This window comes from Gordonia sp. GONU (assembly GCF_024733855.1).
Lineage (GTDB): Bacteria > Actinomycetota > Actinomycetes > Mycobacteriales > Mycobacteriaceae > Gordonia > Gordonia amicalis.
Genome location: NZ_JANRHB010000045.1, coordinates 14,791 through 35,777, shown reverse-complemented (window position 1 = coordinate 35,777; position 20,987 = coordinate 14,791). Strand labels below are relative to the sequence as shown.

General features: G+C 67.5%; 20 protein-coding genes. 9 read left to right on the top strand and 11 right to left on the bottom strand.

Going from position 1 to position 20,987, the window contains the following annotated elements; translation table 11 throughout:
• A partial coding sequence (locus NWF34_RS23695) for an ABC transporter ATP-binding protein (protein ID WP_258326253.1) occupies positions 1–865 on the top strand: 865 nt, incomplete at its 5' end.
• Between the two features lie 91 nt (positions 866–956).
• On the opposite strand, the gene NWF34_RS23690 is transcribed toward NWF34_RS23695, so the two are convergent.
• Positions 957–1,901 (bottom strand): PaaI family thioesterase, encoded by a 945-nt coding sequence (locus NWF34_RS23690; RefSeq protein ID WP_258326252.1) that lies wholly within the window; start codon positions 1,899–1,901, stop codon positions 957–959.
• 73 nt (positions 1,902–1,974) lie between these two features.
• Positions 1,975–2,919 carry a hypothetical protein gene (locus tag NWF34_RS23685; RefSeq protein WP_244278380.1) on the bottom strand — a complete coding sequence of 315 codons (945 nt, stop codon included), beginning with the start codon at positions 2,917–2,919 and terminating at the stop codon, positions 1,975–1,977.
• Between the two features lie 249 nt (positions 2,920–3,168).
• Between NWF34_RS23685 and NWF34_RS23680 the strand changes: the two genes are divergently transcribed.
• On the top strand, positions 3,169–3,798 hold the full coding sequence (locus tag NWF34_RS23680; RefSeq protein ID WP_258326258.1) for a TetR/AcrR family transcriptional regulator: 630 nt from the start codon (positions 3,169–3,171) through the stop codon (positions 3,796–3,798).
• A 16-nt stretch (positions 3,799–3,814) separates the two neighbouring features.
• On the opposite strand, the gene NWF34_RS23675 is transcribed toward NWF34_RS23680, so the two are convergent.
• The 5 genes from NWF34_RS23675 to NWF34_RS23655 all read right to left on the bottom strand — a co-directional run bounded on the left by NWF34_RS23675 (position 3,815) and on the right by NWF34_RS23655 (position 9,220).
• On the bottom strand, positions 3,815–4,354 hold the full coding sequence (locus tag NWF34_RS23675) for a phosphotransferase (RefSeq protein ID WP_258326251.1): 540 nt from the start codon (positions 4,352–4,354) through the stop codon (positions 3,815–3,817).
• A gap of 252 nt (positions 4,355–4,606) precedes the next feature.
• A complete protein-coding gene (locus NWF34_RS23670) occupies positions 4,607–5,782 on the bottom strand; it encodes an aminoglycoside phosphotransferase family protein (RefSeq protein ID WP_258326250.1) in 1,176 nt (391 codons plus the stop codon).
• Positions 5,783–5,887: 105 nt separating this feature from the next.
• Entirely contained in the window at positions 5,888–7,048 is a 1,161-nt protein-coding gene (locus tag NWF34_RS23665; protein ID WP_258326249.1) for an acyl-CoA dehydrogenase family protein, read from the bottom strand.
• A complete protein-coding gene (locus NWF34_RS23660) occupies positions 7,045–8,202 on the bottom strand; it encodes an acetyl-CoA C-acetyltransferase (RefSeq protein WP_258326248.1) in 1,158 nt (385 codons plus the stop codon). Before NWF34_RS23660 ends, NWF34_RS23665 begins: the two co-directional genes overlap by 4 nt.
• Before the next feature lie 187 nt (positions 8,203–8,389).
• Positions 8,390–9,220 carry a hypothetical protein gene (locus NWF34_RS23655; RefSeq protein ID WP_258326247.1) on the bottom strand — a complete coding sequence of 277 codons (831 nt, stop codon included), beginning with the start codon at positions 9,218–9,220 and terminating at the stop codon, positions 8,390–8,392.
• A gap of 190 nt (positions 9,221–9,410) precedes the next feature.
• Between NWF34_RS23655 and NWF34_RS23650 the strand changes: the two genes are divergently transcribed.
• Positions 9,411–10,952, top strand: a complete 1,542-nt coding sequence (locus NWF34_RS23650) for a PEP-utilizing enzyme (RefSeq protein ID WP_258326257.1) — start codon at positions 9,411–9,413, stop codon at positions 10,950–10,952.
• Between the two features lie 53 nt (positions 10,953–11,005).
• Positions 11,006–11,992, top strand: coding sequence for a spirocyclase AveC family protein (locus NWF34_RS23645; protein ID WP_258326246.1), 987 nt, complete (start codon positions 11,006–11,008; stop codon positions 11,990–11,992).
• Between the two features lie 114 nt (positions 11,993–12,106).
• On the opposite strand, the gene NWF34_RS23640 is transcribed toward NWF34_RS23645, so the two are convergent.
• From NWF34_RS23640 to NWF34_RS23625, 4 genes are all read right to left on the bottom strand, one after another.
• Positions 12,107–13,702 carry an acyl-CoA carboxylase subunit beta gene (locus NWF34_RS23640; RefSeq protein WP_258326245.1) on the bottom strand — a complete coding sequence of 532 codons (1,596 nt, stop codon included), beginning with the start codon at positions 13,700–13,702 and terminating at the stop codon, positions 12,107–12,109.
• A gap of 46 nt (positions 13,703–13,748) precedes the next feature.
• The gene (locus NWF34_RS23635) at positions 13,749–14,357 is read right to left on the bottom strand and encodes a TetR/AcrR family transcriptional regulator (protein WP_258326244.1); all 609 of its coding nucleotides are present in this window, start codon (positions 14,355–14,357) and stop codon (positions 13,749–13,751) included.
• A 104-nt stretch (positions 14,358–14,461) separates the two neighbouring features.
• A complete protein-coding gene (locus NWF34_RS23630) occupies positions 14,462–15,163 on the bottom strand; it encodes a TetR/AcrR family transcriptional regulator (protein WP_258326243.1) in 702 nt (233 codons plus the stop codon).
• Entirely contained in the window at positions 15,160–15,957 is a 798-nt protein-coding gene (locus NWF34_RS23625) for an SDR family NAD(P)-dependent oxidoreductase (RefSeq protein ID WP_258326256.1), read from the bottom strand. The genes NWF34_RS23630 and NWF34_RS23625 overlap by 4 nt, the downstream gene beginning before the upstream one ends.
• A 249-nt stretch (positions 15,958–16,206) precedes the next feature.
• Between NWF34_RS23625 and fabG the strand changes: the two genes are divergently transcribed.
• The 5 genes from fabG to NWF34_RS23600 are packed head-to-tail and all read left to right on the top strand — an operon-like array spanning position 16,207 to position 20,982.
• Positions 16,207–16,944 carry a 3-oxoacyl-ACP reductase FabG gene (gene fabG, locus NWF34_RS23620; protein ID WP_258326255.1) on the top strand — a complete coding sequence of 246 codons (738 nt, stop codon included), beginning with the start codon at positions 16,207–16,209 and terminating at the stop codon, positions 16,942–16,944.
• Positions 16,941–17,705 (top strand): enoyl-CoA hydratase/isomerase family protein, encoded by a 765-nt coding sequence (locus NWF34_RS23615; protein WP_375295702.1) that lies wholly within the window; start codon positions 16,941–16,943, stop codon positions 17,703–17,705. Before fabG ends, NWF34_RS23615 begins: the two co-directional genes overlap by 4 nt.
• 3 nt (positions 17,706–17,708) lie before the next feature.
• Positions 17,709–18,512: an enoyl-CoA hydratase/isomerase family protein gene (locus NWF34_RS23610; protein ID WP_074852010.1), complete on the top strand. Its 804-nt coding sequence runs from the start codon at positions 17,709–17,711 to the stop codon at positions 18,510–18,512.
• Complete coding sequence (locus NWF34_RS23605) at positions 18,509–19,324, top strand: enoyl-CoA hydratase-related protein (protein WP_258326242.1); 816 nt, start codon at positions 18,509–18,511, stop codon at positions 19,322–19,324. The genes NWF34_RS23610 and NWF34_RS23605 overlap by 4 nt, the downstream gene beginning before the upstream one ends.
• Positions 19,325–19,335: 11 nt before the next feature.
• Entirely contained in the window at positions 19,336–20,982 is a 1,647-nt protein-coding gene (locus NWF34_RS23600) for a class I adenylate-forming enzyme family protein (protein ID WP_258326241.1), read from the top strand.
• The last annotated feature ends 5 nt before the right edge of the window (positions 20,983–20,987 follow it).

Genomic DNA, 20,987 nt, shown 5'->3' with positions numbered 1-20,987 from the left:
CGGGTTGCTGCATCCCGAGCAGGGGTCGGTGATCATCGATGGCACCGATATCACGCAGTGTTCGGCCAAAGAGCTCTATGAGATCCGGACGTTGTTCGGTGTGCTGTTCCAGGATGGTGCGCTGTTCGGTTCGATGTCGTTGTTCGACAACATCGCGTTCCCGCTTCGTGAGCACACGAAGAAGAAGGAGAACGAGGTTCGCGACATCGTGATGGAGAAGATCGATCTGGTCGGTCTGACCGGTGCCGAGGACAAGCTTCCCGGTGAGATCTCCGGTGGTATGCGCAAGCGTGCGGGTCTGGCGCGCGCGTTGGTGCTCGATCCGCAGATCATTTTGTGTGATGAGCCGGACTCGGGTCTGGATCCGGTGCGTACCGCCTACATCAGCCAGTTGTTGATCGACATCAACGCTCAGATCGATGCGACGATCCTGATCGTGACGCACAACATCAACATCGCGCGCACGATCCCGGACAACATCGGCATGTTGTTCCGGAAGGAACTGGTGATGTTCGGTCCGCGTGAGCAGTTGCTGACTTCGGAGCAGCCGGTGGTCAAGCAGTTCCTCTCCGGTGATCGGTTCGGTCCGATCGGTATGTCGGAGGAGAAGGACGAGGCTCTGGTGGCGCAGGAGGCGGCGATGGCGGCCGCGGGTATCTCCGGTGGTGGTACCAAGGAGGACTTCACCGAGATCATTCCGCAGGTGCAGCCCAATCCGGGTATGCCCGAACGCAAGGCGGTGCAGCGGCACCGTGAGCGGGTGCTGGAGTTGCTGCCCACCTTGCCGCCCCGGGCGCAGGAGACCATCCGCCGCAGCCTCCACGAGGAGGACCGGGCGCGCGACGAATTCACGTCCGGGGTCTAGCGCGCGGAGCGGTTTCGCCGGCCCCGTCTACCGGTCGTCCCGGCGCGGGACCGCCGATGTTGTGCCCCAACACGTTCCGGGTGTGTCGCGATCAGTCGCGGCGCACCCGGAACGCTGTGCATGTGGCCCGTGCCTGTTCACGGCCGTCGGTTCCGGTCACGGTCACGGCCATGGTGACCATTCGACGTCCGATTCGGAGGAAGGACACGGACCAGTCGTAGGTGGTCGACGCGGCGGGCGAGCGCAGCAGATCGACCGAGATCTCCGTCAGCCCGATGACCTCGTCCGCGGAGGTGATCCCGGCCAGTGCGAGCTGTGCGGCCTCGGTGACGACGGCCAGCACGACGCCGCCCTGCACGGTGTCGAACGGGTTGAGCATCCACGGTGCGGTGGTCCAGGTGCCGGACACCGACGCGGTCGTCGACTCCGCGATCTCGAGTCCGAGAACAACGGCGAAGACGCTGCTGCGCAGGGTGGTTGCGGTGTCGGCGGTGTCGGCGGTGCCCGGTGCTCCGGCGGCCGGTGTCGCGGGGCGTGTGCCGGATTCGTCCACGGTCTGCAGTCCGTGGTGCGGGGACACGGTCACGGCGTCCCGGAGTACCCGTTCCACCGGTACGGCTCGACAGGTCACGACCGCGATGAGCCCTGCGTCGCCGTGGACCTCGGCCACCGAGGCCACGGTGTCGGTGCGTCGGTCGACATCGACGCGCCGGGACTGCGCCCTCACCGTGTCGTCGTCTCCGACCCCCGCGACGAAGGTCGCCGACAGGCTCGACATCACGAAATTCCGGGTACCTCCGGCGCTGAGGTACGGCGCCGACCCGACCGCGGCGTCGACCATCGGGCCGAGTGCGGCCAGCGAGATCGCGCCGTCGGGACCGCGCTGCCAGTCCTGGACCTGCTGGGTGAAGACAGCGACGTGGTCGTCCACCGACTCGAGCCGCACATGCATCGATGCGGTCGCACGGTCCGCATCGAAGATGGGGAGGCCGACCGCCGGCACCGACTCGTCGGTGACGAGAGAACTCGAATTCATATTCAAAACGTAACCTACGAGAACAGCACCCGGCCAACCGGCCGGGTGCTGTTCTGATGCGGGAGTGGGTCGGTCAGACCGTCTCGGGAATCCGCTTCGCGGGCGGGCCGAAGACCGCCTGGGCGGGATCCTCGGGGTTGGTGGCGAGGGCTTCGTGTGCGCCCACGCCGCCCTCGTCGACCATGCGGTCCCAGAGGCGCTGACGGCTGGCGTGGGTGAACAGGACCCACGAGTACATGAACATCCGCGGGAGGGTCCAGCGCGGAGCGGGCTCGGAGTCCTTGCGGCCCACCAGGTGATGCAGGACGAACATCCAGCCCACCATCATGACCATCATGATGATCGTCGCGATGTAGCGTGCCCAGGTCGGGAGCGCCGAGTTGTGCGCGAGGATGTGAACCCAGCCGACGCCGAAGTAGGCGACCATCATGCCGGCCGGAGCGGCCAGGAGCAGGAGCAGCTGCTGCGCGCCCTTGAGGCGGGGAACCGCGTAGGCGAGGATGGCGCCCACCGTGACGAACGAGCCGCCGTTGATGAAGCCCCACCAGTACGGGAAGCCGAGGAACTCGAACGGCTGAACACCGTAGTACTCGTAGACATTCAGGTTGATGCCGATGGTCTCCATGACGGCGTCGGTCATGATGCCCATGCCGAGGAGCATCACGAAGTGCCACTTGTGTGCGCCGTTGCGGATCACGAAGTAGCAGAAGTACGCCTCGAGTCCAAGGAATGCGACATAACAGAGGGGGATCAACGCCGGTACGGTCACGCCGAAGTTGGTGAACGCCGGAACGAGATCATTGGCCCAGTGCAGATGGCCGAGCAGATCGAGCATCGGCTCGAGCAGGCTGCAGACCAGACCGCTGCCCATGACCAGCAGGGGCACGAAGTTCCGGCTCCGCACTGCGGCACCGATGGCCCAGGGGAGCGCGAAGATGACGACCGCTGCACCGGCGATGAAGAAGAACGTGATCTCCGAGGTGGCACCGGCGGTGAAGTCACCGGGACTCGGCGCCATGTTCGGCGGCCAGCCCTCCTCGGTCACGAGTGGCCAACTGCTGGCCAGATTCAGAACTGAACTCACGGCGAACGCCTTCCTGTGATGGCTTCGACCCCCGACGGGGCGCTTGTGTACTCGGTCACACTAACAAAAGGCAGACACGTTGTATACCTATTTTTGAAACTGTCATAAAACCACCCGGCACTCGCGCCGTCGGCGTCGACGGGAGTGCCGCTCGGGCGGGGTAGTGTCGGCCTCGTGGCAGATGTGGTGCGGACGCGCGGCCGGCAACGGACCGCGGACGAGAACGGCGAGATCCCCGATGAGATCTACCGCGCGACGCTGAAGCTGATGGCGCAGAAGCCTTTCAGTGAGATCAGTGTCGCGCAGATCCTGCGCGGCGCGCAGGTCTCCCGCGCGACCTTCTATGCGTACTTCTCGTCGCGCTTCGCCGTGCTGCTCGGCCTGCTCGAGCGCGCGATGGATGACATCTTCCAGACGGTGTCACCGTTCTTGCGGCGTACTGCCGACGACCCACCGGAATCCGCCCTGGAACGGAGTATCACCGACGTCACCAGGGCGTGGCGTCGTCATCGGGTGGTCCTGCAGGCGGTGAACCACCACTGGCCGACCGAGGCGTCGTTGCGCGACCGGTGGCTGGAGATCACGGGACGGTTCATCGAGGCGGGCGCGACCGAGATCGAACGTGAGCGGGAGTCCGGTGTCATCGTGTCGACGGTCCCGAGCCGTCAGCTCGCGGCGACGCTGTTCTGGGGCACGGAGAGGGTTCTGCACATTGCCGGGCTCGGGGTGGATCCCGACCTACCGGACGAGGATGCGGCCGTCGAACCCCTGGTGGCGCTGTGGGCGGGCGCGCTCTACGGGCACCCGCACTGACCGGGCAGCCGCCGAATCAGTGCAGCGCGGAGAGCGATTCGGCGTCGACCACTGCGGACGCGAGACGCTCTATGTTGACGAGGCAGTCCGTCTCGTCGTGGAGATCCGGCTGCATCCGCCCGGCGCCGATCGTCGCCAGCCAGAAGATCAGGCCGTGTACCGACTGCTCCCGGTAGGCACGCTCGGCGTCGGATCGCGTCGGGGGAGTCACGCCGCCGGCGGCGAGCGCGTCCAGATAGCGACCGAGCAGTTCGTCGAACCACGCCCGTCGATCGGCGATCTCGAGACCGCAGTTGAGCGCATAGGCGAAGTCGATGGCCCAGGTGCCCTTGACGATCGTCTGCCAGTCGTAGAGGCCCATCCGTCCGTCGCCGTCGACGTACCAGTTCTTCGAGTGGACGTCGTGATGTAGGAGCGTGAGCGGCGGTCTGGACTTCAGTTCCAGGGACGCCTCGAACGCGGGCCAGATCAGGTCCCGTTGCCGCAGAAGTGATTCGGGAAGTACGGATTCGGCTCGGCGTAGCCCGCGGCGCACCATCGCCTGGGTGTTGATCATCGAGTCGAGATGACGTTGCCAGTCCGAACTCGTCTGCAGGAAAGCGAACTCGCGGTCGAGGCGTGGATCATCCCAGGAGCCTCGTCCGGGTGCAGGGGGCGTGTCCCGTGCATCACCTCCGTGCCCCGATGCAGCACGACCCGCGCTGCCTGACCGACGAGATTCAGCTTTGCTCCACCGACATGCGTGGTCACTCTCCAGACTGGGGCGGGACTGTGGTGGCGAGGGGTCTCTGCGGTCCGGACGAGCCGACTACCAGCGCGGCATGCGGTCGAGGCTGTCGAGAGACTCCAGGTCGACGATCGCCTGACCGGTGCGCCGGACGATACGACGGACGTGGTCGTCGGTCTGCAGTTTGGACACCCGGCCGACGAGATAGGTGTAGGTCCAGAAGATGAAGCCGCGGAACATCTGTTGCCGGTAGGCGAGGAACGCCTCGTCCGGTGACGGCGGCCGGCCGCCGAACGCGGCGAGGCGGTCCACGTACAGCTCGATGAGGTCGCGCTCCCAGTTTCGGCGGTCCTCGATGTCGAGGGCGGCGCTCAACGCATAGCTCACGTCCAGTGACCATCCGCCGCGACCGATTCCCTGCCAGTCGTAGAGGTTGAGCGAGCCGTCGGGCAGGGTGAACCAGTTGCCCGGATGGACGTCTTGGTGGAGGAGGGTCAGTGGGCCGCTCGCGTTGAGCTCGAGCGATCGGCTGAGACCGGCACGGATGTCGGCGCCGCGACCCCGGAGCTCCGCGGGTACCTCGTCGGGCAGGAGACGCATACCCACGACCGCACCACGATCGAAGCCGATGCGCGCGTTGAACATCCGCTGCCAGTCGTCGGCACGCAGCAGGTTCCAGGTGTTCTCGAGCCGAGGGTCCTCCCACAGGGCCCCGTGGTAGCGGGCGAGTTCGGTGACCATGGACTCCGCGGCGGCACGGTCGACCTTCAGCGTCGACGCGTCGGCGAACCGGGCGCCGCGCGCGACGGCTATGTCCTCGGTCAAGACCATCGATCGGCAGCTGCGGGGGTCCCAGGCGCCGTGGTAGCCGGCGGGCGCGCCGATGTCGAGTTCAGGCCGGATTCTGCTGTAGAACAACGCTTCCGCGCCGGCCGCGCCGGTCACGCCCACCAGCAACCGGTTGAGGAGCGACGGCGTGGACTTGGAGTAGATCGCGCGGGGGAGTCCGGCCGAGATTCCCGCTTCGTTCCAGTCGACGGTGATGGCTCGGCGTGAGCTGGTGCCGTCCGAGCCGGAACCGAGTCGGAAGCCGGTGACCCGAGCCGCTCGATGCCCGGTGGCGAGGACGGCGGTCAGCCATTCGGTGGTCAGCTGGTCCACGCTCGCCGGTACCTGGTCGCGCCTGGTGACCGCCGATCGGCCGCGGATCCGTTCACCGGCCGATGTCGCCGCCACCCGCGTGACCGCAGATGCCATGGCCAACTGTTCTCGCACAGCAGTCCCCTTCTGGTGCCCGGACGCCGAATGCTCGCGGGATGTGTCGGCCCCCTGCGCCGTTGGTCTGGCGCAGGGGGCCGTCTGTCATTCTGCCGACGCGATGAGGTCGCGTCCGATGATCTCTTTCATGATCTCGGTGGTTCCGCCGTAGATCGTCTGGACCCGGGTGTCGACGTAGGCGCGGCCGACGTCGTACTCGGTCATGTAGCCGTAGCCGCCGTGTAGTTGGAGGCAGCGGTCGATGACCCGCTTCTGCAGTTCGCTGACGAACCATTTGCCCTCGGCGGCATCGATGGGTGTCAGTTCGCCGGCGTTGTAGGCGAGTACCGATTTATCGACATAGGCCTCGACGATGTCGATCTCCGTCTTCATCTCGGCGAGCTCGAACCGGACATGCTGGAGGTCGGTCAGCGAACCGCCGAACGCCTTGCGGTCACGGCAGTACTCGACCGTCTTCTGGTGGATGGCGCGGGTGACCGCGAAGGCCTTGGCCGTCACCCCGAGACGCTCGCGCGGGAGATGGCTCATCAGGTACGGGAGTCCCTTGCCCTCTTCGCCGAGCAGATTGGCATGGGGTACGACGGCGTCAGCGAAGAAGAGTTCGGCGGTGTCCTGCGCGGGCAGGCCGATCTTGTCGAGTTTTCGTCCGCGTTCGAATCCCGGGGTGTCGTCGGCCTCGACGACGAACAGACTGAAGCCGCGGGAACCGGCCTCGGGGTCGGTCTGGGCGGCGACGACGATCAGGTCGGCCATGATCCCGCTGGAGATGAAGGTCTTCTGCCCGTTGAGAATCCAGTTGTCGCCGTCGCGCCGGGCCGAGGTCTTGATGCCGCGCAGGTCGCTGCCGGCCCCGGGCTCGGTCATCGCCAGCGCGCCGATGCTCTCGCCGGCGGCGAATCCGGGTAGCCACCGCCGCTTCTGTTCGTCGTCGGTCAGATCCAGGAGGTAGTGCAGAACGAGATCGTCCTGCAGGCTGATGGTCGTGTTGAACGACAGCGCGTTGATCCGTGCGGTCTCCTCGCACACGATCATCCGGTAGCGGTAGTCGGATTCGCCTGCGCCGCCGAACTCCTCACCGATCTGCAGGGCGTAGATCCCGGCCTTCGCAGCTCGCGCGAAGACCGCGCGGTCGATCCAGCGGTCGGCGTCCCACTGCGCTTTGTACGGTTCGACCTCCCGGCGCAGGAACTCGCGGACCGTCTCGCGGTATGCCTCGTGGTCCGCGGTGTATAGGGTGCGTTTCATGATCCCAGCCGTTCGATGATGGTGACGTTGGCCTGTCCGCCGCCTTCGCACATGGTCTGCAGGCCGTAGCGGCCGCCGGTGCGCTCGAGTTCGTGGAGCATCGACGTCATGAGCCGGGCTCCGGTGCAACCGATCGGGTGGCCGAGCGCGATGGCGCCGCCGTTGGGGTTCACCTTCGCGGGGTCGGCTCCGGTGTCGGCCAGCCAGGCGAGCACGACGGGAGCGAAGGCCTCGTTGACCTCGAAGGTGTCGATGTCGTCGATGCTCAGGCCGGCGCGCTTGAGTGCGTGCTCGGTCGCCGGGATGGGGGCGGTGAGCATCATGATCGGGTCTGCACCACGCACCGACATGTGATGGATCCGGGCACGCGGGGTGAATCCGAAGCGGTTGACGGCGTCCTCGGAGGCGATGAGCAGAGCGGCAGAGGCGTCGGAGATCTGGCTGGCGACACCGGCCGTGACCTTGCCGCCCTCGGAGAGCGGCTTCAGTCCGGCGAGCTTCTCGAGGCTGGTGTCGCGGCGCGGTCCCTCGTCGGTGGTGACACCGGCGTATTCGGTGATCTCACGGGTGAAGTACCCGGCGTCGATGGCGGCCAGGGCGCGCTGATGACTGCGGAATGCGTAGTGTTCGCAGTCCTCGCGGCTGACGCCCCACTTGTCGGCGATCATCTCGGCGGCACGGAACTGTGAGACCTCCTGCGTTCCGTAGCGCTGTTCCCAGCCCTCGCACCCGGTCCACGGGTCTGACGAGCCGTACGGTTCACCGGCGCCGAAAGCGCAGAGGATCGGGTACTGACTCATCTTCTGCACACCACCGGCGACGATCAGGTCGCTGGTGCCGCTCATCACGGCCTGCGCCGCGAAATGGATTGCCTGCTGCGCGGATCCGCACTGACGGTCGATGGTGACGCCGGGGACCGATTCGGGCAGACCAGCCGCGAGTGCCGCGGTACGGGCGATGTCCCCTGCCTGCGAGCCGAGATTGTCCAGGCAGCCCAGGATGACGTCGTCGATCTCGGCCGGATCGAAGTCGTGCCGGCCGGTCAGTGTGGCGATCGCGTGGGCCGCCATGTCCGCGGGGTGCCGGTCGGCGAACCCGCCTCCTCGTTTGCCGACCGCCGTACGGGTCGCGTCGACGATGTATGCCTCGGCCATCTGTTCTCCTTGGTCTTGATCGATGCTCAGCGGCATCGGCGCATCACTGGGGGGCACGTGGGCGCTCCGGTCGGGGCGCGTGGAGGGCGGATCGATCTCTCACCCATGCCTGCCGACATAATTTAACATAGAATCAAAACTTGCCGGGTGGAAAATCGTGCCGGGTCCGGGTGTCCCGGCGGGGCGCCTAGGCGACCGGCGTGCGGCGCTCGTCATCGGCGGTGTGCGTCGCCGGCCGCAAGGCCGGATCTACCGGGTTCCGGCCGTCCACCAGGTGCCGTCCCAGCATCCGGATCGTCCAGGCGATCCCGCCCGCGACGGTCAGTGCGGCAAGGGACACGAGGATCATCGACGGGTTCTCGGAGTGGCGCACCGACAGATAGAGGATGCCGGTCCCGAACAGGCCCATGGCGAACGCGCCGGGAACCAGGGTGATCAGGTACAACTGAGCCGCTCCGCGGAGCAGCGGTACGAGTCGATAGGCGACGATCCCGCTGACCACGGCACTCATCGCGTTGGTGAAACCGAGGAAGATCGGATAGCCGAGCACGACGAACGGCTGGCGGTCCTGGTAGCAGTACACCTCGAGGATGCTGATGTAGGTGATCTCGGCGATCACGGCCATGGCGACGATCGACGCGTACAGCGACCACACCGTCCGCATCTGGGGACGTCGGGCGAGTGTGCGGGAGATCAACACCGTCGCGCCGCCGTAGAAGGCGATGTACGCCGCCGGTACCCATATCGGCTGGTTGCTCCCGAACGTCGTGTACAGGTGCCACTGCCCTTCTTCGTAGAACCACAACCCGTACAGGTGATCGAAGAGGGGCTCCATCAGGCAGGTCAATCCGCCGCTGGCGAGCAGGATGGCGGGCCAGATGATTCTGTCGCGCACGCAGATGCGCACCACGTAGGCGATGGCCGCGAGGGCGAGCGCGAAGGTGAGGCCGGTTGCCAGCCACTGCCCGACCTCACTTACGGGAGAGTCGATTCCGTCGGTCGTCACGGGGGCGGTCATGGTGTTCTCCTCGGACCAGAAGATTTATTTTGTGTTAGAAAAGTACCATAAGTTGGTTTATAGTGTGGCCCACGGCACACTCGCCGTGCCTCCGGCCACAAGGAGTGGATCAATGGACGTCCTCAACGCGCAGTCCCCGCCAGGGGCCTCCTGGAGCTCGATCAACCTCGCCGAGGCGGTGTCCGGCGTGATGACCCCGCTGACCGCCAGCGTGTGGGTACCTGCCAGCGAGATGGGTCTCCGGTCGCCCTTCCATGCCATGGGGGTGTTGACCGGCAGCGGCGCCGGGATCCCCGACGATCCGCTGGAGCGGATCACCGGCGCCTTCTTCGGCCGGATGGCGGTTCGGGTCGACTTCCTCTGCCGCATGGGAGATCTCATCCCCGGACAATCCGGTGACGCCCTGGCCCGCGACTTCTTCGGCTTCGTGCCCGAGGACTTCGTGAGTTCGCCGTCCATGCGGCGTCTGCCCGTCATCGCGGTCAGCTATCCGCGGATGCTGGCGACCATCGTGCGCCGGATGCGTCGGGACAGATCAGACATCGACGCCTGGTGGCGGCAGTCGATCGCCACGATCGGCACCCTCGGCCAGGACCAGGTCAGGTCCCTTCTCACCGATGCGGTCGAACGGTTCACCCACGCACTGGAACTGCAGGCGATCGTGAGTGCCGGCGCCATCCAACCCGTCCAGGAGCAGATCACCACACTGGCCGAGAGGGCGGGCGTGGACATCACCGACCTGCTCCGCGGACACGGTTCGCACGAGGAATCGGTCGTTCTCGCCGACATGTGGAACGTGTCGCGAGGCGAGATCTCGCTCGCGGAATTCCTCGTCCGGCACGGGTATCACTGCGCGGGCGAGGGTGAGACGGCATCGACCAGCTGGCGCGAGGACCCGGCGCCCGTCGAACGACTGATCACCTCATTCGCCGGTATGCCGGACAGTGAGAGCCCGCAAGAGCGCGCCGCCGCGCTCGAACGGGCGGGTGCCGCCGCCGAGCGTACGTTGTTCGCCGGTAGCGGGGTGGGGCGGATGAGAACTCGACTGACGCTGCGGCTGGCTCGCCTGTTCATCCCGCTGCGCGGGGTCGGAAAGGTGAGTTACCTGCAGAGTCTCGACGTGATCCGGGCCTGCGCGCGCCGTCTGGGAGCCGACGCCGTCACCGACGGTGTGCTCGACACGCCTGACGACGCCTTCTATCTGACCGCGGAAGAACTGGCGAGAGCACTGCCGGACGGCGTCCGGTCGATCGTCGCCGACCGTCGGGCGCGGCGCCTGGAGTACCAGTCGCTGAAACTGCCCGCCGCATGGGTCGGCAACCCCGAACCCGAGCGCGCGCAAGAAACCGGCGCCGAGTCAGGGCAGGCCGGAACCATCTTGTCCGGGGTCGGCGCATCCCCGGGGACCGTCGAGGGCCGGGCCGTCGTGGTGACCGAACCTGCCGACGCCGAGGTCTCCGACGGCGACATCCTGATCGCGCACACGACCGATCCGTCATGGGTCTCCCTCATGTTCCTGTCCGAGGCGCTCGTCGTCGACATCGGCGGGATGATGAGCCATGCCGCGGTGGTCGCACGGGAGATGGGCGTTCCATGTGTCATGAACACCAGGACGGGCACCACCACGCTGACCACGGGTGACCGGATCCGCGTCGACGGCGCGTCCGGGACGGTCGAGATCCTCGTCAAAGCCGCCGAGTCACGGGCCGAACCCGTTGCGGCGGAATCGTGATGCGGGCAGAGTCCGGCAACCGGTCGGACGACAAACAGAACGGGAGTTATGTGATGGCGATCGACAGTGCGGCGAAACAGGCGGAGGACACCGCTGTGCCGCCACTGCCACGGCGCGGCTCGACAACCTTCCTCGCAGCCGTCGGGCTCGTGTGGTTCCTGGTGTGTGTCAACACAATCGCACGCTGGGTCACCTCCGACACCGAGTTCTCCCCGGCGCCGAAGATCGGTCCGGACGAGATGGCCGACTGGCGCCTGATCGCGCTGCGGGTCTTCGAGGTGATCAGTCTCCTGGTGCTGGCCGCCTTCATCTGGTTCTCGGTGGTGCAACCGATCCGCAAGACCGGAAAGCTCAGCCTCGACGGACGATTCGTGATCGGTGGCCTGATCTGCTTCGTCGCCGACGCGTTCCTCAACGTGCAGGAGTACCTCTTCGCGTGGAACAGCGAGAACGTCAACATGGGCGTCTGGGTGAAATTCCTGCCCTTCCACAACCCCGAGGCGCCGAGTCGTTACGCGGAGTCCCTCATCTGGGGCCCGCCGATGTATGTCTACTTCTGCGCCGGCGTCGCAATCGTCGCCTGCCATCACGCGAACAAGGCGCGCCGTCGCTGGCCGAACATGAGCAAGGTGACGCTCTTCACCTACGTCTTCATCGGTGAATTCCTCTTCGACTTCATCGTGGAGAACGTCGTCATCCGCACCACCCACGCCTATTCGTTCGCCAAAACCTATGAGCCGCTGACCCTCTGGGCCGGAACCGTACACCAGTTCCCGATCTACGAGTCCATCCTCGTGGCCGCTGTCGGGTGTGTGTTCACCTGGATGCGGATGGAAGCGCAGGATCATCCCGAGGGGCTGTCGCCCATCGAGGTCGGACTCGTGCACTGGCGCCCGGCGCTCCGGGAGCCGGTGCGCAACTTCGCCGTCCTCGGCTTCTGCATGGTCACACTGGTCTTCGTGTACCACCTGCCGTTCAACTGGCTGGGACTCATCGGCACCTCGATCGCGGACCTACCGAGTTACCTGTTGCCTGCGTGATCTGATCTCCGCCGTGAGCGGGCCTCGAGGGGTGTGGGAGTACCCTCCGAGGCCCGTTCGTCGTTGCCGCTCCTCGCACCTCAGGGTTCGGGGGTGGGCTCATCGGCGCCGGGTTCAGATCGGGGAGATCGACCGTCGCTTGCCGGGTACCCGGGGTTCACGGCGTCCACCCGAACCGTTCGACGCCGACCGGGCGAGTGCGTCGGCCAGCAGTGCGCGCGTCTGGCTGGGGAACACCACGTCGTCGATACCGAAGCCCTGCGCGGCGCGGACCGGGTCGACCGCCTCGCGAAGCGACGCGATCACCTCTGTCCGCCGCTGTTCGGGGTCGTCGGCGGCAGCGATGTCGCGTCGGTAGGCGATGTCGACGGCGCTCTCGATGGGCATGGCGCAGATCTCGGCCGTCGGCCAGGCCAGGACGAGGTCCGCGTCGATGCTGCGGCCGCCGCCCATCGCGACGTAGGCCGCGCCGTACGCCTTTCGCATCACGACGATGTACCGCGGCACGGTGGCGATGGCGAGCTCGTAGGCGAGACGTCCACTGCGCCTGCCCAACTGGGAGGCCTCGGCATCGGAACCGATGAGGAAGCCGGGCAGGTCGACGAGGAGCAGGAGCGGCAGACCGAAGGCATCGCAGACCGCGATGAAGTGTGCGGCCTTCTCGCAGGCCGGACTGTCCAGTGCCCCACCGAGATGCAGCGACTGGTTGGCGACGACGCCCATCGCATGCCCGTCGACACGGATGAAGCTGGTCACGATGTTGGGTGCCGCCGCGGCGCGGATCTCGAAGACCGAATCCTGGTCGGCCAGTGCGTCGAGCACGTCGCGGACATCGTAGGCGCGTCGCATCGAGGTCGGGACGATCTCGTCGATCCGATCCGCGGTCGACGGGATCCGGCCGGAGCCGCGCGGCCCGAAGCCCTCGGCGTGAGACGGTAGGTAACTGAGGTAGGCGCGTACGGCGTCGATGCCCTCTTCTTCGTCATCGGCAGCGAGATCTGCTGTTCCATAACCGGTCTGGACGTCGGCTCCACCGATCTCCTCGTTGGTGAGATCCTCGCCGGTCCCCGCGCGGACGAACGGGGCCGAGGACATGCCCATGGTGGAGATCTCCCGGACCATCACCACGAAGTCGCACAGTGCGGCGAGGTTGGTGGCGAGGCCGAATCCGGGTCCGAGCATCACCGCCACCGTGGGTACGAGCCCGGAGAGGTCGACGAGCCGCTGCAGCATCGGTGACCCGACTGCGGCAAGTCGCGAGTCGAGTCCCTCCTGAATCCGGTGCCCGCCACCGTCGCACAGCAGGACGAGCGGGATACGGTCGCGCAACGCGCGCTCGACGCACCGCTCGATCTTGGACATCCCCACCGCGCCGTTGCTGCCGCCGAGCACCGTGAAGTCGAACGCCGCGATGGCCGCGGGCCGTCCGTCGATCGTGCCCACGCCGGTGACGACGCCGTCTCCCGGAGCGTGCGCACCGTCGGGGGAGTCGGGTATGGCGAGAGCGCCGAACTCGATGAAAGACGCACCCCCGGTGAGCATTCGCACGCGTTCCCGGGCCGTGTACCGGCCGCGCCGGTGTTGCCGATCGACCTCGACGGGGCGGGCGTCGTCGAGGACGGCGGCGTGCGCGGCACGAACGCGTTCGAAGACGTCCCCGGTCGCGCTGTCGGCGGACGCGGGGCCGGGGGCGATGATGTCGGCGGTCATGTGGGTCGGCTCCTCGTGGTTTCCGCGCCGACGGCGACGTGCGCCGTCAGTCGCGGGACTCGTCGGCGCGCGACTTCTCGACGGCCATCGCGCGCTGTTCGCGGCGGTGCCGGCGGACTTCGCGGCTGAGATCTGTGGTGATCTGGCGGGCAGCCCATTTCAGGGCGTCGACGTCCTTGGGCAGGGTTGTCTGTTCATAGCCGGTGAGAAGGTAGAGCGCCCAGCTTGCGTACCGGTGGGCGATGACCCGGTCGTCGAGGAGTTCGAGCACCGCGTCGAACACGACGTCGTAGCGGGCGCGGTCGGCATCCTCCTGGACCTTGCGCACGGCGGGATCGATCGCGGACCAGGTGCGGATCGCCGATTCGGCACCGTGCGGCAGAGCCAGGCCGTACTCGATGAGGCCGTCGATCCGTTGTTGCGGGTCGGGCTCGAACCGGGCTGCCGACATCTCGCTCTCGGTCCGCGACGTGTACCAGTGCTCGATGAGTTGTGAGGTGTAGGCGGACCAGTTTTTGAAGAAGTGATAAAACGACCCGGTGGTGACCCCGAGCCGCTTGCACACCTCGGCGAGCTTCAGCGACCCGTAGCCCGAATCGGCGAGCACTGTCAGTCCCGTCTCCAGATACGCTTCCCGCGTTGCAGTGGCTGCCATGCCGCAACCGTATCGAAAGCGGGTGGACCAGGGGCGCGAGGAACGTGACCGGTGCCCGGCGCCGTGGGCTGTTGCCCGGCCGCGGTCGCGAGTCGGGAGCGCCGTCACGTCGTGGCCGTCTCGGTGATGCGGGAATCCGGGGGCGCGAAGAGTCCGTCGCCGACGATGCCCTGCGCCGTCGCGACCACCACGCCGACCGGCGCTTCGTCGTTGTGCCACCACTCCGGTGCCCAGTTGAGGGCACCGATGACCATCATGCGTGCGACGCGGACGTCGACCGACGGGCTGATGGACCCGTCGGCGACGGCGTCGGCGAGCAGGTCGCGCCAGACCGCGTGATAGGCCTCGCTGTCGGCCTGCAACGACTCCCTGATCGGCGCCGGCACGTGACCGAGATTGCGGGTGACCGCGGTGGCGAACTCGGACAGCTCCAGTTCGATGCGCAGGTGGGCGTCGATCGCGATCATGATGCGGTCGCGGCTCGACGTGTGGGGTGGGCTCGCCTCGAGCGCCGCCGTGACGTGCTGACGGACGCGGCGCTGGCCTTCCCGCAGGACCTGCGTCACCAGGTCGTCCCGGGAGGAGAAGTAGTGGTACACCCCCGGCGCATGCACGCCGGCGCGACGGGCGATGTCCGACAGGCGAGTCGCGGCATAACCGCGCTCGCTGAGGACCTGCGCCGCCGAGACGAGTATCCGCTCCCGGGTGCCCAGTGTCGATGTGTCCGGTGCCGATGGGTCCGGGACCGGTGTCCCCGGGACCTCTGACGGACCTGGCGGGGTCTGCGACGCGGGTGTCCTGGTCATGGCATCGTGTACCCGCCGGACACCGAGAACATCTGGCCCGTCACCTGCCGGGCGGCGCGTTCGGAGGACAACCACACCACGGAGTTCGCGACGTCCTCGGCGGTCGTCAGGCGCCGTAGCGGAGTGCCCTTGGTCATGAACTCGGTCTGCTTGTCGTCGAAGACGGTTCCGGCGCCGCCGGCCCACAGGCTCTTCGCGCCGACGGCTTCGGGGCCCTCCGGCACGACCAGTCCGGGACAGACGATGTTGGAGCGGATGCCCTTACGGCCGAACTCTTTTGCGGTCGTCCGGGCGAGCGCGACGACAGCTGCCTTGGTGGCGCCGTACACCGCCTGCCGGATCTGACCGAAGGCCGCGTCGCTGGAGACGAAGACGATCGACCCGCTGCCGTTCGCGGACATCGGTTCCAGCGCCGCCTGGGTGGTCGCGATGGAGGAGTACAGGTTCACCTCGACGAGCCGCTGCCAGCGGTCCCGGTCGGTGTCCTCGGTCAGGAAACCGGGAACGCTCCATCCCGCGTTGTTGACCAGGCAGTCCAGCCCGCCCCAGGCATCGACGGCGGCGGCGACGGCCTGCTCGGGGGCGTCGGGCTCGGTCAGGTCGGCGATCGCGAGCCGCACCTCGGCGGCACCCGCGGCAGTGGCCTCGGCCGCGACCTTCTCGGCCTGCTCGCCGTCGATGTCACTCAGGACGATGCGCGCGCCCTCGCGTGCGAATCCGTGCACGATTCCCCGGCCGATGTTCGACGCGCCCCCGGTGACGAGTACGCGTGCGTCGGCGAGACCAAGATCCATCATGTGTCCTCTCGCTGCGTCGACGACCGTGCGGCCGCGGCGGCCGGCTGCGACGCAGAATAATTTATGTTTCATTCGAAAAACAAGGTTTCGGCGATATTGCCGTTCCGCCTCGGAGACCGGCCGAAAACGGTTGCCCGTCATCCAGTTTTAATCTATCTTCAATTCAACTCAGTCGTCCAGCGAATCGGAGTCGTGTTGAGAGTCGTGCGTGATGTCGAAGAACTCGTCGAGGGTGAGGAGCGGGAGGTGACCGGCCTGCTGGCCGGCCGCCGTGCGGTCGTCACCGGCGCGGGGCAGGGCATCGGACTGGCCATCGCCCGGGAACTGTCGCGCCACGGCGCGGTGGTGGCGCTGGCAGACCTCGACGAGGCCCGGGCCACGACCGCCGCCGCAGCGCTCCCCGGTGACTCGTTCGGCGTGGGGTGCGACGTGACGTCCCCGGACGACGTGCGCGGCGCGGTCGACGTCGTGGTGAAGCAGTGGGGCGGCGTCGACATCTGGGTCAACAACGCCGGCGTCACCAGAGATGCCTCGCTGCGCCGGATGACCGTCGAGGACTTCGACCTCGTCATCGGCGTCCATCTGCGCGGCACCTGGCTCGGGGTGAAGGAGGCCTCCGCGATCATGCGCGACAACGGCGGCGGCTCGATCGTCAACATCTCCTCCATGTCGGGCAAGATCGGCAATCCGGGCCAGACCAACTACAGCGCTGCCAAGGCGGGGATCGTCGGACTGACCAAGGCGGCGGCCAAGGAACTCGTCCACCACGGCGTGCGCGTGAACGCTGTACAGCCCGGCCTGATCAAGACCCCGATGACAGCCGCGATGTCGGCCGAGGCATTCGCCGCCACCGAGGCCACGATCCCGATGAAGCGCGCCGGGGAACCGGAGGAGGTCGCCGGGGCCGTCGTCTTCCTTGCCTCGGATCTGTCGAGTTACGTCACCGGATCGGTGATCGAGGTCGGCGGGGGGCGAGGGATGTGAGCGTCGTCGACGTCGCGGTCTCCGACGGGATCGGGTATGCCACGCTGAACCGGCCGCAACAGATGAATGCGGTCACCGCCGAACTCGGTCGGGAACTCGCCGAGGCGATCGGCGCGCTGGGCGACAGCGCCGACGTCAACGTGATCGTCATCCGCGGCGCAGGTGGGAACTTCTGCGCCGGAGGCGATTTCGCCGAGGTCGAACGACTTCGCGCGGACGGCCCCGACGCCCTGCGCCCGCTGTTCGAGAACTTCCGGGACGCGTGCGGCGCCGTGTCGACCTGCCCGGTGCCGGTCGTCGCCCTCGTCGAGGGCGTCGCGATGGCCGGCGGATTCGAGCTGATGCAGGCGGCCGACGTCGTACTCGTCAGCGATGACGCCCGGATCGCCGACAACCACATCCGGTTCGGGCAGATCCCGGGCGGCGGGAGCACACAGCGTCTCCCGCGACTCGTGGGCCGTCAGCAGGCCCTGGGCCTGCTCCTCAGCGGCGACCGCCTGTCCGGGCTGGACGCGCAGCGCCTCGGACTGGCCTACCGCAGCTGGCCCGCGGCGGAATTCGACGGCGAAGCAGCCGCTTTCGTCTCGAAGCTGGCCGGTCGCGACCGGTCGGCGGTCACGAAGATCAAGAGCCTCGTCCAGCAGGGGCTGTCGGGATCGCTCGACGACGGCCTCGACCTGGAGCTGGACGCGGTGGTCGGTCATATCAGTGGTGACGCCGGGAGAAACGGTGTCGCGACCTTCGCTACGAGGAGGCAGTAGGACATGTCAGATGGAGCTCAACCCGTGGTGCTGTGTTCGATCACCGATGACGGGATCGGCCGGATTCGGCTGAACCGGCCCGACGCGGCGAACGGTATGGACACGGAGTTGCTGCGCGCGCTCAACGACGCGGTGCTGACATGTCACGGCGACGCCCGGGTCAAGGTCGTCGTCCTCACCGGCGAGGGCAAGAACTTCTGTGCCGGTGGCGATGTCAAGACCTTCGCGTCCAAGGGAGATGCACTGCCGGACTATCTGCGCGAGGCCACCGCGTGGCTGCAGATCGCCACGGCGTCACTGCTGCGGCTCAAGTGCCCGGTCATCGTCGGTGTCCAGGGATTCGCCGCCGGCGGTGGCGGACTGGGCCTTCTGTGTGCGGCGGACTTCGTCGTCGCGGCCCGGTCGGCGCGCATCTTCTCCGGCGCGGTACGCGTCGGGATGGCCCCCGACGGCGGCGCGACGGTGACGCTCGCGCAGATCGTCGGAGTTCGCAAGGCCCTCGAGATCCTGCTGACGAATCCGACGCTGACCGCAGCGGAGGCACACGAGATCGGACTGGTCAGCGAGGTCGTCGACGACGCCGAACTCGACACGCGGGTCACGGAACTGGCGACGACGTTCACCACACTGCCGCCACTGGCCGTCGCCGCCACCAAGCGGCTCGTCTGGGACGGGATCGGTTCACCCATCGAGTCACGCCTCGGCGAGGAGGCCCGCGTCGTGTCGGCATTGTCGGGCACCGCCGACTCGCTGGAGGGGCTCGCCGCGGTCATCGAACGCCGGACACCGAAGTTCGTCGGCGCATGAGCACCGACGCGACACCGGAGCCCGTGCTGGTCGCCGACCACGGCGCGGTTCGGGTCATCACCCTGAACAGGCCGGAACGACGCAACGCCATCGACCTGCCCCTCCGGTACGCACTGGCCGAAGCACTCGAGGCGGCCGCCGACGACAACTCGGTACGCGCGATCGTCCTCACCGGTGCGGGAGGTGTCTTCTGCTCGGGTGGTGACGTCTCGACCATGAAGCGGATGCCCGCCGAGGAGGCACGGCCGCGGGCGCAGGCCGCGCAACGCGTGATCCGCGCGATCTGGGCGACCGGCAAGCCGGTCGTGGCCGCGGTCGCGGGCGCGGCCTACGGCGCAGGTGCATCGCTCGCGCTCGCGTGCGACCGCGTGATCGCCGAGGAGGGCACCCGCTTCTCGACGGCCTTCACCGGCGTCGGGCTGGCCGGCGACATGGGGATCTTCGCCAGCCTGCCGGCGCGCGTCGGTGCCCCGCGGGCCCGTCAGCTCTTGCTCATGCCGCAGGTCATCGAGGCCGCCGACGGGCTGACGATCGGCCTGATCGACCGGCTGGTCCCGGCCGGTCGATCGCTCGACGAGGCACTCGCCGACGCCACGACACTCGCGGCCGGACCCGGACAGGCCTACGCCACGATCAAGTCGATGCTCGCGCAGGCGGGTGGGCTGACCCCGGACGTCCTCGACCGCGAGGTGGAACACCAGGTTCGGCTGTTCGACAGCGAGGACTTCGCCGAGGGTGTGAGCGCGTTCGGCGAGAAGCGTCGCCCCGTGTTCACCGCGGCGGCCGGATCGATCGTCCACGAGAACGGGTAACGGGAGGCATCATGAGTTCGGTCGACGCGCCCACAGGTGCACTCTCGACGTCGTCGCGACCGGCGGACACCACGGTCCCGCTGATCGACATCACCATCGGCGGGCTCCTCACGCAACGCGCCGCCGAGCGACCGGATGCCCTGGCGCTGGTGGGCACCAGGCACGGGACCGGCGAACGGGTTCGGCTCACCTATGCCGAGTTGCTCGACGAGGCCGCGCGGGTCGCCACGGCGATCGCGGCCTCGACCCGGCCGGGATCGTACGTGGCACTCTGGGCCCCCAACGTCGTCGAGTGGCCGATCATCGAATACGGTGCTGCGCTCGCCGGTGTGGTCCTCGTGGCGATCAACCCGGCGCTGCAGCGCGACGAACTCGACTACGCCCTCACCCACTCGCGAAGTGCGGTGCTCATCCATGCGGACCGGACAGGTGACCGGGACATGGCCGCAGTCGTCGCCGAGGTCGCGGGTGCTCACCCCGACCTGGTGACGATCAGCCTGAGCGAGACCGGCCGCTGGTCCGCACCGGCCGCCGACCCGGACGTCCTCGCCGTGGCTCCCACGGATCCGACCGCAGCGGCGATGTTGCAGTACACCTCCGGCACCACCGGAAATCCCAAAGGGGTTCTGCTGTCGCATCGTTCGATGGTGAACGTGGCGAAGTTGACGATGGAGGCGGTCGAGGCAGGGCCCGGCGCCGTCGCAATCAACCCGTTGCCCATGTTCCACACCGCAGCCTGTGTGATCGGCACCCTCGGACCGTTGTGGCTCGGCGGGACGGAGATCCTCATCGAGAAGTTCGCCCCCGGTGAGGTCCTCGAGGTCGCCCGGTCCGCCGACGCGTCGATCCTCTTCTACGTCCCCGCGATACTGGGAGCACTCCTGGCGGCCCAAACGGCATCGGACGCCCCCGCACCGCACTTCGAGATCGTCATGGGCGGTGCCTCCAATGTTCCCGCGACGATGATCGAGGCCGCGGAGTCGACCTTCGGGGCGAGTGTCATCAACCTGTTCGGGCAGACCGAACTCGCGCCCGTGCTGAGCGCGACCCGGCCCGGCGACCGCCGCGAGGACCAGCTGCACACCGTCGGTCGTCCACTCCCGCAGGTGGATTGCAAGATCGTCGACCCGCTGACCGGCGAGATCCAGCCGATCGGTGTCGAGGGCGAGATCTGCGCGCGCGGGTACCAGCAGCTCATCTGCTATCTCCACGACCCGGCGGCGACCGCCGCGACCGTGGACGCCGACGGCTTCGTCCACACCGGCGACCTGGGGACCATGGACGAACGCGGCTACCTGAAGGTGACCGGCCGCCTGAAAGAGATCATCATCCGCGGCGGCGAGAACATCGCGCCCGTCGCGGTCGAGCAGATCCTGCTCGAACATCCGGCCGTCGAGTCGGCCACCGTGGTCGGGCTCCCCGACGAGCGGCTCGGCGAGATCGTCGCCGCCGTACTCGTCTTGACGGGCTCGCCGGCAACGGATCTCGGTCCGCAGCTCGCCGAGTTCGCCGCCGAGCGGATGGCGCGGCACCAGGTTCCCTCGCGGTGGTTCGTCACCGACACGCTGCCACTCACACCGACCGGCAAGATCCGGAAGTTCCAGGTGCGCGAGGCGATCGCCGACGGGCGACTGACGGAATTGGAGGCGACGCTATGAGGAGG

Excerpts from the sequence above, each read along its gene's own strand:
- NWF34_RS23645 (WP_258326246.1), top strand. The coding sequence starts at position 11,006 with ATGGCGATCGACAGTGCGGCGAAACAGGCGGAGGACACCGCTGTGCCG.
- NWF34_RS23650 (WP_258326257.1), top strand. The coding sequence starts at position 9,411 with ATGACCCCGCTGACCGCCAGCGTGTGGGTACCTGCCAGCGAGATGGGT.
- NWF34_RS23600 (WP_258326241.1), top strand. The coding sequence starts at position 19,336 with ATGAGTTCGGTCGACGCGCCCACAGGTGCACTCTCGACGTCGTCGCGA.
- NWF34_RS23690 (WP_258326252.1), bottom strand. The coding sequence starts at position 1,901 with ATGAATTCGAGTTCTCTCGTCACCGACGAGTCGGTGCCGGCGGTCGGC.
- NWF34_RS23630 (WP_258326243.1), bottom strand. The coding sequence starts at position 15,163 with ATGACCAGGACACCCGCGTCGCAGACCCCGCCAGGTCCGTCAGAGGTC.
- NWF34_RS23610 (WP_074852010.1), top strand. The coding sequence starts at position 17,709 with ATGTCAGATGGAGCTCAACCCGTGGTGCTGTGTTCGATCACCGATGAC.
- NWF34_RS23660 (WP_258326248.1), bottom strand. The coding sequence starts at position 8,202 with ATGGCCGAGGCATACATCGTCGACGCGACCCGTACGGCGGTCGGCAAA.
- NWF34_RS23625 (WP_258326256.1), bottom strand. The coding sequence starts at position 15,957 with ATGGATCTTGGTCTCGCCGACGCACGCGTACTCGTCACCGGGGGCGCG.
- NWF34_RS23640 (WP_258326245.1), bottom strand. The coding sequence starts at position 13,702 with ATGACCGCCGACATCATCGCCCCCGGCCCCGCGTCCGCCGACAGCGCG.
- NWF34_RS23685 (WP_244278380.1), bottom strand. The coding sequence starts at position 2,919 with ATGGCGCCGAGTCCCGGTGACTTCACCGCCGGTGCCACCTCGGAGATC.
- NWF34_RS23605 (WP_258326242.1), top strand. The coding sequence starts at position 18,509 with ATGAGCACCGACGCGACACCGGAGCCCGTGCTGGTCGCCGACCACGGC.
- NWF34_RS23635 (WP_258326244.1), bottom strand. The coding sequence starts at position 14,357 with ATGGCAGCCACTGCAACGCGGGAAGCGTATCTGGAGACGGGACTGACA.
- NWF34_RS23655 (WP_258326247.1), bottom strand. The coding sequence starts at position 9,220 with ATGACCGCCCCCGTGACGACCGACGGAATCGACTCTCCCGTAAGTGAG.
- NWF34_RS23670 (WP_258326250.1), bottom strand. The coding sequence starts at position 5,782 with ATGGCATCTGCGGTCACGCGGGTGGCGGCGACATCGGCCGGTGAACGG.
- NWF34_RS23675 (WP_258326251.1), bottom strand. The coding sequence starts at position 4,354 with ATGATCAACACCCAGGCGATGGTGCGCCGCGGGCTACGCCGAGCCGAA.
- NWF34_RS23665 (WP_258326249.1), bottom strand. The coding sequence starts at position 7,048 with ATGAAACGCACCCTATACACCGCGGACCACGAGGCATACCGCGAGACG.